This is a genomic window from Zhaonella formicivorans (assembly GCF_004353525.1).
GTDB classification, from domain to species: domain Bacteria; phylum Bacillota; class DUOV01; order DUOV01; family Zhaonellaceae; genus Zhaonella; species Zhaonella formicivorans.
This window is the reverse complement of the sequence record NZ_CP085524.1, coordinates 2,613,729-2,627,169: the sequence shown is the minus strand read 5'-3', so window position 1 is coordinate 2,627,169 and position 13,441 is coordinate 2,613,729. Positions and strand designations below refer to the sequence as shown.

Below are 13,441 nucleotides of genomic sequence, written 5' to 3'. Positions count from 1 at the left end.
GTGGTATATACGAGGCAGGTGACCGGCATGGTGACTCTTGAAATTGGTGATATAGTAAGTGGCCCAATTTTTCCCGAACCGGTTAAAGTGGTGGCTGTTAGAGATATAGGTTCGAAGATGGTCAAAATCGAGGCTGTCGGTGTTAATTCCAGGAGATATTATGATCCCATCCTGGGCCCTGATGAGCTAGCAACTATTGTCAAATCTTCTGAACACCATCTAGTGCTCTCAGGTGAAGCCGAGCATGTATTTCTTTACTTGGAAGGTATGCGAATCCGTAATGCCTTCCAGTTTGACCCGCTATACGGCGTGAGCGTTTCGCAGGTTGACCCTTTGCCGCACCAAATCGAAGCCGTCTACCATCACATTCTCAAGAATCCCAGTATTCGTTTCCTGCTGGCCGACGATCCCGGTGCCGGCAAGACTATAATGGCCGGGCTATTATTGAAAGAGTTGAAATACAGAGGTCTGGTTAATCGAGTCCTTATTATCGTGCCCGGGCATCTAAAGGAACAATGGTTACGCGAGATGAAAGAGCGCTTTCAGGAGAGTTTTATAATTGTCGACCGAGGTGTAATGAACGCCAGCTGGGGCCAAAACGTATGGACTGAGCGCCATCAAATCATAACTTCCCTGGATTTTGCCAAACAGGATGACGTTATGTTTGCTCTAAAGGATTCCTCTTGGGATCTGGTCATTGTGGACGAAGCCCATAAGATGTCCGCCTATAAATACGGGGAAAAAATCAGCAAAACCGTCCGCTACCAGTTCGGCGAGCTCATTTCCCAGATTACTAAATATCTCCTCTTTCTTACTGCCACACCCCATCGCGGAGATCCGGAAAACTTCCGCCTGTTTTTGGACCTTCTGCAGCCTGGCTTTTTTGCCAGTACAGAAATGCTGGCCGCCTCGATTCAAAATCAGGATAACCCGCTTTTTTTAAGGCGGCTTAAAGAAGACCTTAAAGGGTTTGACAATAATCCCCTTTTCCCTCCCCGCCAGGTAGAGACAGTGAAATACCGGCTGAGTGATGCCGAAAAGATGCTTTATAACGCAGTCACCGACTATGTGGAGCAACACTTCAATAAGGCTCTGCAGAAGGAGAAACGCAATGTTGCCTTCGCGTTGACCATCCTGCAGCGGAGGTTAGCCTCTAGCGTCAGAGCGGCACGCAAATCTTTAGAGCGCCGGTGCAGTCGTCTGGAAGAGCTGTATAAAAAGGGGCAGTTGCTTCAGGAAGTCGGTTATACGGAGGATTATTTGGAAGACCTGGAAGAGAACCAGCGGTGGCAGAAAGAAGAAGAGCTTTTGGAAAAACTGACTTCTGCAGAAACGCTGGATGAACTGAAGGTTGAAATCGATAAGTTGAAGGAACTTGTTCTGCTGGCTAGAGAGGTCGAAAAGCAAGAGATCGAAACCAAGCTTAACCGACTCAGGGAAGTCATCGAAAATGAGAGGGTCAAAGAAACCGGTGCTAAGATCCTGATTTTTACCGAATCCAGGGATACACTGGAGTACCTAGCAGAGAAGATCGGCAAGAAATGGGGATATTACATCACCACTATTCACGGTGGGATGGGCATGGATGCCCGTATCAGGGCGGAACACGAATTCAAGAACAGGGCCCAGGTCATGGTGGCTACGGAAGCGGCCGGTGAAGGCATAAATCTTCAATTTTGCTGGTTGATGGTTAATTATGACATCCCCTGGAACCCCAACCGCCTGGAGCAGAGGATGGGACGCGTTCACCGCTACGGGCAACGGAACGAAGTCCATATTTACAACCTGGTGGCAGTGGATACCCGGGAGGGAAAGATTTTAGAAAAGCTTTTTGAGAAACTGAACCGCATGAAAGAACACCTGGGATCCGACCGGGTCTTTGATGTCATTGGCGACATCCTGCCAGGGACCAGCCTGAAAGACCTTATCCTGGAAGCTATTGCTAACCGCCGGACTATGGAAGATATTCTGTCCGAGATGGAACGGATCCCTGATGCCGAGGCCATCCAAAGGGTCAGGGAGGCAACCCTGGAAGCGCTGGCTACGCGTCACATCGATCTTTCCCGCATCATCGGGGAGCAGCGCATTGCCCGGGAGAACCGTTTGGTACCGGAGTATATCGAAAAGTTTTTCCTTCGGGCCGCCCAAAAACTTGAATTCAAAATAGAAAAGCGTCAGGACGGATTTTGGCGGGTAGCCTCGGTTCCCTTTGAAGTGCGCAACCAGCCTTATGAGTTCAAGATTAAATACGGTGAAGTACAGCGGGAGTACCTGAAGATATCCTTTGATAAAGAGAAGGCATCTGAAGGGGAAGCCGAATTTGTCTCTATTGGCCATCCATTGATGGAGGCGGTTTTGGAGACCGTATTTAAGAAATACCGGCAGGATGCTTCCCGCGGCGCCATATTTGTCGATCCTGACGGCAAAAAGAACGGGCTGCTCTGGTTTATGACCGGAGAGATAAAAGACGGAAGAGGTGATATAGCCGGCCGCAAGCTGTTTTGCATTTATCAGGGTGCCGATGGCCGGCTGGTTGATGTTAGTCCTTCGCTTATCTGGGACCTTAAACCGGGTAAAAGTGGTTCTCATGATTTGGGAGCGGAGGTTATGCCTGTATCGCAGGACGATGTTATTGCTTTCGCTTTGGAGCAGCAGCTACTGTCTTACAGGGAGGAACTGCTCGAGCAGAGGCGGCGGGATGCAGCCCTCAAAGAAAAATACGGACTAAGGTCTATCGAATCGCTAATCCTCGAATCGGAAGCCAAGTTGGCCGACTATGAAATAAGGAGGCTTAAAGGCGAGAAAATTCCGGATGTAACTATGATCCAGGAACAACGGAAACGGGAAGACTTGGAGCGAAAAAAGGAACGGCTTTTAGAAGACATTCGCGTCGAGACAAGTCTCTATCCATCTGAGCCGGCTCTACTTGCCATAGTCCGGGTGGTGCCGGGGAGCACTCTATCGGATGAAATGGCCAGTGATGCGGCTATTGAGCAGGTGGGCATGGACCTGGCCATGAAATTTGAGCAGGAACAGGGCCGGCAGCCGGAAGACGTGTCCGCTCAGGCCCTGGGTTATGATATCCGCTCCGTCGACAGGGAGGGCAATTACCGCTATATCGAGGTTAAGGCCCGGGCAAGGACCGGCGCCATCGCCCTGACTCCCAACGAGTGGGTGATGGCCAACCGCCTGGGAGAGGAGTACTGGCTGTACGTGGTGGAGCAGGCGGCAGCTAACCCGCAGCTCTACCTGATCCAGAACCCGGCAGCCTGTTTGAAACCCGATGAGCAGGTGGAAATCGTACGTTATGTGGTCAGGAACTGGCGGCCGGCAGCCAGGAGAGCTTAAGCTAGCCGGTACCTGTTTATTCCAATATGGGGAGTGTACAGATGTTGGGTACTAAAAAGGCTTTTATAGAAACCACTTTTCCGGTCAAAGCCGTAAGCGAACAATCGGCCCGGGAGAAAAATATCCGTCACGGCCACATTTCCACGTTACATATCTGGTGGGCCAGGCGGCCGCTGGCAGCTTCGCGGGCCACTATCTATGCCGCCCTGACCCCGGAGCCGGAAGACGAAGTAGAGCGCTTGGCACGGGCAAATTTTATTGCTGACCTTTCCAAATGGGAAAACTCCTTGAATTCCTATTACATCGAGCGGGCGAGAAAAGAAATCCTGGCGGCCAATAATGGCAATCCACCCCGGGTTCTGGACCCCTTTGCCGGGGGCGGAGCCATTCCCTTGGAAGCCCTGCGCCTGGGCTGCGAAACCTATGCCTCCGACCTTAACCCGGTGGCCGTGTTGATCGAAAAGGCCACGCTGGAATTTCCCCAGAAATATGGCCGGCCGGAGAAACGGAAAGTGCGAACGCCGGTGGGCGAAGTGGAGCAAGAGGTCAATCCCCTGCTTGAGGATGTTAAGCGCTGGGGAAACTGGGTGCTGGAGGAGGCCAGGAAGGAAATTGGGCGCTTTTATCCCGCCGAACCCGATGGGAGCATCCTGGTGGGATATATCTGGGCACGGACGGTGAAGTGCCAGAACCCGGCCTGTGGCACCGAAATCCCTCTTATGCGCCAGACCTGGCTGGCCAAGAAGGAGAAGAAGCGAGTGACCCTGCGGATTGTGCCGCAGGGTAGAAATGTAGGTTTTGAAATTGCTGAAGGCCAAGAGATTGACTTTGACCCCGGGGAAGGCACTGTGGCCCGGGCTAAAGCAATCTGCCCCTGTTGCGGTAGTGGCCTGACCGACAAAGAGGTGCGCCGGCAGTTCCAGGAGGGCAGGGCCGGCCAGCGGATGGTGGCGGTAGTCCTGCATCACCCGGAACGGCAGGGCAAGACCTACCGGCTGACCACGGAAAAGGACATGGAGGTTTTCCAGGAAGCCGTGAGGTATCTGGAACAAAAGCGGGAGGAGTTGTGGGATAAGTGGAGTTTTGAGCCGGTGCCGGATGAGTCAACTCCAAAAGGAGGAGGGACTGGGGCTGAACGGGCTTTTTCAGTTTACAACTGGGGGATGACCACCTGGGGCGACCTATTCAACCCCCGCCAGAAGCTGGCCCTAATCACCTTCGCGGAAAAGGTGCGGGAGGCGTATGAGTTGATGCTGGCGGAGGGATATGGGGAGGAGTACACCAGGGCGGTGGTGACGTATTTAGCCCTTATTTTCGACCGATTGGCGGATAAGAACGCCAACTTAGTCGTATACAACGTCGTAGGAGAAAAGATCGAACATGTTTTCGGTCGTCAGGCTTTGCCAATGGTGTGGGACTACATAGAAGTGAATCCGTTCACTGATGTTGGTTGGCCGAACATGCAGGATTGGGTTTTGAGAATTATTGAGCACTGCTCCCAAACGAACCATACCGCCACCACCGTCACCCAGGCCTCCGCCACCGCCCTGCCCTATCCTGATAACTACTTCGACGCCGTGGTCACCGACCCGCCGTACTACGACAACGTACCCTATTCCTATCTTTCGGATTTCTTCTACGTCTGGCTCAAGCGCACGGTGGGAGATTTATACCCTGAACTGTTTGCCACCCCGCTGACCCCCAAGTCCGAAGAAATTGTCGCTTACACCCATGAGGAAGGCGGTTTTGAGGGGGGCAAGAAGTTTTTTGAGGAGATGATCGCCAAAGCTTTCCGGGAAATCTCCCGCGTCCTGAAACCCGAAGGCATTGCCGTCATTGTCTTTGCCCACAAAACCACCGACGCCTGGGAGACAATTATCAACGCAATATTGAATTCCAGTCTTTACCTCACCGCCTCCTGGCCCCTGAATACAGAGATGCAGGCCCGCCTTAGGGCTAAAGAATCCGCGGCCCTGGCTTCGTCCATTTACATGGTTTGCCGCAAGCGGACGAAAAAGGAAACTGCTTACTTTAACGAGATCAAGCCCCTGGTTGAGGAAAGGATCAAGGAAAAGCTCGACCAGTTCTGGAACGAAGGCATCGGCGGCAGCGACTTCTTCATATCCGCCATCGGCCCGGCCATGGAAGTCTTCGGCCGGTACGAGCGGGTGGAAACCTACTCGGGCGAGGAAGTGAATGCAGCAGAGCTCTTGGATTTTATTCGCAAAACAGTGAGTGAATATGCTTTAACCAAAATCCTCAAGGACAGCCACCTGGGCGGCATTGACGCCGAAACCCGCTTTTACCTCCTCTGGCGCTGGACCTACAACGGGGCCAAAGTCCTCTTTGATGAAGCCAGGAAGCTGGCCAGCGCTGTGGGGATCGAGCTCACTCAGTACTGGAACAACGGTTTTATTAAGAAGGACAAAGAATTTATAAGTGTGCTGGGACCAAAGGAGCGAGGTACAAAGTTCCTGGAAAAGGGAAAGCTGGACAATATGGTGGATGTCCTCCATGCTTGCCTGATTCTATGGGAGAAAAACCAGCGTCAGAAGATCACTGAAATCCTCACTACTACAGGGCATCTGCACAATAACGCCTTCTGGCAGGTGGCCCAGGCCCTCTCTGAAGTACTGCCGCCCGGAGATAAGGAAAAACAGATGCTCCAGGGCTTCTTGTACGGGCGGGAGAGTTACCAGAAGGTGACTAACGGTGGCCATAATGGCGGGCAACTAAAACTTTTTCAATAGCAACTTTGAGCGCAATGTGATTTTTAAGGAGGCGACTATATGACTCTTCCAACCTGGTGGCAGGTAGTGACACCCCATAAAGACATCCGGGCGAAATCTTTTAGTGAGGCGGTCTTCGCCGCCGACCTGGGCGATGTGTTAAGCGGCATGGCGCCCGAGGAATACCGTGACCCGCGGCTTTTCTTTGCCAAGACCTACCTGACAGAGGGCTTAAAACACCTGGCACAAAACGTCCTTTCCCGCCTCTGCACGGGGAAAGGCGACCCCGTCATCCAGCTGCAGACGCCCTTTGGTGGCGGCAAGACCCATGCTCTTTTAACCCTGTACCACCTGGTAAGGTCCTGCGGCCAGGTTACCCACCTGGAGCAGCTTCAAGGATTGCTGGCAGACTGGCGTAACCTTTCCGGCGCCAGGGTGGCGGCCTTTGCCGGAACAACAGCCGACCCCATCAAGGGCAGGACGCCCTGGGGCGAGATCGCTTACCAGCTTGGCTGCTATGAAATCGTCAAGGAACATGACATCAGGCGGGTGGCGCCGGGGAAAGAGCGGCTCAAGGAAATATTGAAAAGAAGTGGCCCCACCTTAATTCTTATGGATGAATTATTGCAGTACATAGTCAAGGCCAACCAGGTTGAAAAAGTGGAGAAAATCACCCAGGGGCAGACTCTGGCTTTCCTGCAGGAGCTGTCGGAAGCGGTGGCTACTTCTGAGAAGTCCGTCCTGGTGCTCACGCTGCCCGCGAGCATTCTTGAGCAGTACGACGAAGAGGCCGAGAAGGCCCTGGCCCAGTTGCAAAAGGTATCAGGCCGGGTAGAAAGCATCTACGTGCCGGTAGAAGGGGTGGAGATTTACGAAGTCATCCGCAAGCGGCTATTTGAAAACCTGGGTGACCCCAGAACTCACCGCCAAATAGCGGAAGCCTATTTTCGTCTCTATCAAGGACTGGGCAGCGATGTACCTGCTGAGGTGCGGGAGACGGCCTACCGGGAGAAGATCGAGCGGGCCTATCCCTTTCACCCGGAATTTATTGACGTCTTATACGAGCGATGGGGTTCCTTCCCCACCTTCCAGCGTACCCGGGGGGTATTGCGTCTCCTGGCCCAGGTCATTGGGGACCTGTATGACCGCAAGGTCTCAGCACCCCTGATCCAGTCTTCTCTGGTGGAACTGGCCTATGCCCCTGTACGCCGGGAGTTCATTAAGCACCTCGGCAATGAGTATGACAGCATCATTTCGGCTGACATTGCCGGCAAAGCCCGGCGGATAGACCAGGAGATGGGCAGCGAATATGAGAGGTACGGCATAGCGAAAGGGATTGCCACAGCGGTCTTTCTCTATTCCTTCAGCGGTGGGGAGCGCCGGGGGGTAAATCTCCCCTGGCTCAGGGTGGCCCTCCTGAGGGAAGGCGTTCCCTCCACTATTGTCGGCGATGCGGTAAGCAAGCTCGAAGATTCTCTCTGGTATTTCCATACCGAAAAACGCTTCTACAGCTTCAAGAACCAGCCGAATCTTAACCGCATCATTGTCGATAAAGAAGAGGCCATCGACCCTGAGCAGGTCCGTGAATGCCTTTATGAGCATCTGAACAGGCTGGCCAAAGGGGCTGTTTTTGACGTCTACCTGTGGCCGGATACTTCAGGGGACGTACCCGACAACCGGCGGTTGAAACTCATCCTGCTGGTGCCTGGGCAGAAATACGGGGAAAAGGAAACCGGGCAGTTTGCCCGGGAGATTTTCGATAATGCCGGGGCTACTTTTCGCATTTACCGCAACACGTTGTTTGTTGTCGCTTTGGATGCGGGTACGTATGCTGGTTTAGAAAAGCAATTGAGGCGTTTCCTGGCCCTACAGGACATTTCGGGCGATGCGGACATCTCTCTGACAGCCGGCACCCGGCAAGAATTGAAGAATAAACTCGATGATGCCAAGAAAGACCTTCCTTATGCAATTATGGCCGCCTACCGCCACGTGGGCTGGCGCAGCAACGGCGACATAATCTGGCGGGATATGGGGATCCCTACCGTAGGGCAAAATCCCTCCTTAAGCCAACGTGTCTGGCAGTATTTAAAAGACGAGGAACGCATTTTATCTTCCCTGACACCTAAACTGATTTTGGACCGGGCTTTTGGTAAAGAAGAAACAGAAAAAACCATCCAGGAAGTTTACGATGTTTTCCTCAAAACTCCCGGCCTGCCCTGCCTGGAAAGCGAAAAAGTGCTGCTCGAGGCGGTCAGGCAGGGTGTAAGGACCGGCCTGCTGGGGGCACGCATAGGTTCTACCCTCTATTTTGGCGAAACCCCGCCAGATTTGAATTTGGATGCTGTCATTGTACGTGCAGAGAAAGCTGAAGAGGAGAAAAAGATTAGTATAGGCAAGTCGATTGATACTGACGGCGGTTTTAGTGGCAGTTATCCTGCTGCAGGTAGTGGCAGTAAGGATGATACGCTAAAAGATGAGACAATCGATTCGGACAAAGGTGGAATACGGATTGTTTCCGGTAGTGCGGATGGTTCCCGTAAAGCGGCGTCAGCTAAAATTAAGCGAGTAAGCATCAAAGCTTCCGTACCCTGGGATAAACTGTCGCATGTTGTTACCGGTGTCATTCGACCGCTGAAAGCGTGTGGTTCTGACCCTGAGATTACTATTGAAATAAGAGCTGAGAGCGAAGATGGCTTTGATCGTACTACCCTTGACAGCAAGGTAAAAGAAACATTACAGCAACTGGGGTCAAGCATAGTGGAATGGGATGAAGGCTAAAAACATAGACCCCTTGAAGTAAGGGCGGATTAAAGCAATATGAAAGGAGATGCCACCTTTCGGATAGGGAGGAACTCATTGGTAGGCTCCTTGTCCGATAAAATTGCGATGTTTTATATGTGAGGAGCCGTTGGATCCTGCTATCCACTCAGTTCATGTAGACCATATTATTCCTGGGGCTAACGAAGTCAAGTAACAATTCGGCTCCAGCAATTTATACTTCGGCACGTTGAGAAAGTTCACTCACTATGGATTGATTCAAATATGCAGTTTTTTTTAGGGGAGATATGCCGGTGACAGGTGATAAATATAACTGGAAACGTTTCTGGTGTCCCCGTACAGGCAACATCAGCTTGCTCGATGGAGGCTATTTACTTGACCCAGATTCAGAGGTTGGAATGTTTTTTAACCATGATCTGGTCCCATTTGAAGCCATAATGGATTTCTCCTGCCTTATTTTGCTTGGCGAGCCGGGGATCGGAAAGTCAACTGCGATGGAACTGCAAAGAAGTTTGATTGACGAGCAGGTTACAAAAGCGGGAGGAAAGACTCTCTGGGTTGACCTACGAGCTTGCTCAACGGACGAAGGTCTGTGTAAGCTGCTCTTTGAAAACCCCGTTTTTCAATCCTGGCTGAGTGGGAACCATCCGTTGCACCTGTTCCTCGACAGCCTTGATGAGTGTCCGCTACCAATTAATACGGTGGTAGCCAAGCTGGGCGAAGAATTTAAGAATTGCCCCGTTGACCGGCTTTTCTTGCGCATCATTTGCCGGACAGCGGACTGGCCAAATAGCTTAGAAAACCGGTTAAAGCAACTGTGGGGCAAAGATGCCGTAGGCGCTTATGAACTGGCCCCGCTCCGTCGGGTTGACGTGGTTGAGGCCGCAAAAAGCAGCGGATTGGATCCAGAAGCCTTCCTGGAAGAAATCGACCGAAGGGAAGCCGTACCGCTGGCGATTAAACCAGTTACGTTGCAGTTCCTAATTAACAGTTATAGGAGTAAAGGCAAGTTCCCGCCCACCCAAGCGGAATTGTACTATGATGGCTGCCTTCGGCTCTGCGAAGAGCCAAGCGAGAGTCGTCGTGAGGCACGGCTGGTTGGCGAATTCGAATCTGAGCAGCGCTTAATGGTGGCGGCACGCATCGCAGCCGTTTCTATCTTTGCCGGCAAAAACGCTGTCTGGGTCGGCATGGATAGAGGCGATGTTCCTGATGGAGATGCCACGATAAGAGATCTTATAGGGGGGAGCGAGAGTTCAAACGGTCGACAATTTGAAGTCAGCGAAGCGGCCATTAGGGAAACTCTGGGGACTGGACTATTTTCTTCACGTGGCCCGAATCGCCTGGGTTGGGCGCACCAGACCTACGCGGAGTTCCTCGCGGCGTGGTATCTCCGCCAACATGAGGCCCCACTCACCCAAATAATGAGCCTGATTGTCCACCCGGGCACACCAGAGGGAAAAATTGTCCCACAACTGCGTGAAACAGCGGCCTGGCTGGCCAGCATGGAGCCCCGCGTGTTTTCGGAGATCATGAAGACCGACCCCGAAGTATTACTTCGCAGCGATGTCGCGACCGTAAATGTAAAAGAACGCGAACTCCTGGTAGGAGCCCTTCTAAAACTTTATGACGAAGAAAATCTTTTGGACCTCGACCTGGATCTTCGAAGGCAATATGGGAAGCTAATCCATCCCGGTTTGGCCAGGCAACTCCGACCTTATATTCGCGACAACACTAAAGGCATCATCGTGCGCCGGGTAGCAGTGGATATCGCAGAGGCCTGCGGTCTAAGAGAACTTCAAGAAGAACTTGTGGAGATTGCATTAGATTCGACCGAACAGCTGCCAGTACGGGTCAACGCTGCTTATGCCGTCTGCCGCATCGGGGATGGGCCAACAAAGGCAAAGCTAAAACCCCTGGCCGTCGGTGATGCCGAAGCCGATCCAGAAGACGAACTGAAAGGCTGCGCGCTGCGGGCACTATGGCCAGATCATATTACGGCAGAAGAATTGTTCGCCAGCCTTACTCCGCCTAAGAAAAAATTTTTTATTGGGGCTTATAGTACATTTCTTTCGCACGAAGTTGCCCGGCACCTTAAACCTTCCGATTTACCAGTGGCGCTCGAGTGGGTTGAGAAACATCGGCCGGAGAGGGCGTCGCTATCGCCTTTCGAAGGTCTTGCGGACGAAATAATTCTGCGAGCATGGGATGCACTCGATTCACCAGGCGTGTTGGATGCTTTTGTGAAGATGGCCTTTTTGCGAATGAAAGATTACGTTAGTATCGTAGAAGATCAGTCGAAATTAGAAAAGCTGAAAACCATGGTGAGTAGTGACGACCACAAGCGCCGTAAATTCCTAGTAACGGTAGTTCCCATACTCGAAGATCCCAAGAAAGAATCTTTTCTGATGATTTACGAAGTGCCGTTTGCTCTAAGCAAAGACCTTCCATGGATGATCGAGCGCCTGCAAGAATCAAAGACCGAAAAAGAGCAGCGAGCCTGGGCTCACTTGATCGAGAGGGTTTTTGACGAAGGCGATGTGGCGCACTTAGAGGCCATCTATCTTGCCAGCAAAAGCTGCCCGGCTTTGGCCGAAATATTCTCAGGGTTCTTTAAGCCAGTTAAACTGAATTCGCCGGAAGCAGAAGATATGAGAAGAACGTACCAGGTAAGGGAAAAATGGCGGGAACGACGTCCAACTCGGCCGCTTTTAAAACCGCCTCCGGCAGAGCGCATTGCCGTGCTCTTGGAAAAATACGAGTCTGGAAACATAGGGGCATGGTGGCAGCTGAACAGGGAGATGACCCTCGAGCCCGACAGCACTCACTATGGTGATGAGCTTGAACCAAATCTCACCGCTCTGCCTGGTTGGAAGGCTGCTGACCAGACAACCAGGAAGAGAATAGTCGAAGCAGCAAAGAGATATGTGCATGAACAGGACCCTAGAACCTCCGAATGGCTGGGGGAAAATATACTGTACCGTCCGGCGTTTGCTGGCTACAGGGCTCTGCTGCTTCTTTTGCAAGAAGAACCTCATTTTCTTTCCGAACTGCCCGCCGACGTTTGGCAGAAGTGGGCGCCGATTATCATCGCCTACCCTGTACCAAGCAACTTTGGAGACGAAAGCCTACATCTAACACTGGTCGAAATGGCCTACCGCTACGCCCCGGAAGAGATAATCAAAACTGTCCTTTTAATGATTGATAAGGAAAATGCGGAAGGTGATCATATTTTTATTACCCGCAAGGTGCAAAAGTGCTGGGACGAACGACTTGCTAAAGCACTGCTAGACAAAGCAAAGGACGAGGAGTTAAAGCCCAGGTGCATGGGCTGCCTGCTCAGTGATTTGCTGGACCACGGGGTTGACGAAGCCAGGGCTTTCGCCGAATCACTTATATCTATACCAGCTTCCTCTGAGGAGAAAGAACGTTCAAGGGCGGTTGTGGCGGCCTGCGCGCTCATAAACCATACTGAGAACGCTAGCTGGCTAACCGTTTGGCCGGCCATTCAAGGGGATGCTAACTTTGGACGCGAGGTGATTTTGGCCGTAGTACAAGAGGATGATTGGCATGCTACTACTGTCGGACCAAAGCTTACAGAGGAGCAACTTGCGGATTTATACATCTGGCTTGTGCGCCAGTTCCCATATACCGAAGATCCCGTTGATGAAGAGGCTCACTGGGTTGGTCCTAGGGAGAGCGTTGCCGAGTGGAGGAACGCCATCTTGAACCATCTTAAAAATCGCAGCACTTGTAAAGCCTGTGAGGAAATTAGAAGGGTTGCCCGCGAGTTGCCCGAAATTAGCTGGCTGAAATACTCGCTGCTGACGGCCAAGGAGATTTTCCTTCGCCAAACATGGACACCACTTCAGCCAAAGTATATTTTACAAATCGTGGCCGATAAGCGGGTTCGCCTAGTCCAAAACGGAGATCAACTTTTAGAAGCTCTGATAGAATCGCTGGAGCGTCTAGATATGAAACTTCAAGACGAAACACCCGCTGCAATCGACCTATGGAACGAATGTAAGGTAAATAACAAAACTATTTACCGCCCAAAAGACGAGAACAGATTGTCTGATTACGTCAAGAGGTATCTGGATGAGGACCTCAGGCAGAGAGGTATCATTTTTAACCGTGAGGTTGAAATCCGCCGTGGCGCAGGACCAGGAACCGGGGAACGAACAGATATTCACGTGGACGCCGTCCTTCGCAGTTTGAACGGCGATGTATATGATCGTGTGTCGGCCATCATTGAAGTTAAAGGCTGCTGGCACCCCGAACTATATCACGCGATGAAAACTCAGCTTGTGGACCGCTACCTTAAAGATAACCGCTGCCAACACGGACTATACCTTATCGGGTGGTTCGATTGCGTCCAGTGGGATAGCAATGATCCTCGAAAGAGCCAAGTGCCCCAACTAAGCAGGGCAGAAGCAAAGGCTAAGTTTGAAGCCCAGGCTGAAGAACTTTCAAGGCAAGGGGTGCGAATAAGAGCCTTTATTCTAAATGCGGCACTCCGTTAACCCATCTTTCGGTAATTGAATAGATATCAAAACCTCAAGTACCGCATGGACAAAAATGCGCCC

Annotated in this window: 4 protein-coding genes; all 4 read left to right on the top strand. The window is 51.8% G+C overall.

From position 1 onward, the window contains the following. The first annotated feature begins 27 nt into the window (after positions 1-27). The 4 genes from EYS13_RS12850 (at position 28) to EYS13_RS12835 (ending at position 13,378) form a co-directional block, all read left to right on the top strand. Complete coding sequence (locus tag EYS13_RS12850; protein ID WP_227763410.1) at positions 28-3,348, top strand: helicase-related protein; 3,321 nt, start codon at positions 28-30, stop codon at positions 3,346-3,348. A 41-nt stretch (positions 3,349-3,389) separates the two neighbouring features. Next, positions 3,390-6,098 (top strand): DUF1156 domain-containing protein, encoded by a 2,709-nt coding sequence (locus EYS13_RS12845; RefSeq protein WP_227763401.1) that lies wholly within the window; start codon positions 3,390-3,392, stop codon positions 6,096-6,098. 39 nt (positions 6,099-6,137) lie between these two features. Further along, positions 6,138-8,855, top strand: a complete 2,718-nt coding sequence (locus EYS13_RS12840) for an ATP-binding protein (protein ID WP_227763399.1) — start codon at positions 6,138-6,140, stop codon at positions 8,853-8,855. A gap of 293 nt (positions 8,856-9,148) precedes the next feature. Continuing rightward, the gene (locus EYS13_RS12835; RefSeq protein WP_227763396.1) at positions 9,149-13,378 is read left to right on the top strand and encodes an NACHT domain-containing protein; all 4,230 of its coding nucleotides are present in this window, start codon (positions 9,149-9,151) and stop codon (positions 13,376-13,378) included. Positions 13,379-13,441: the final 63 nt, after the last annotated feature.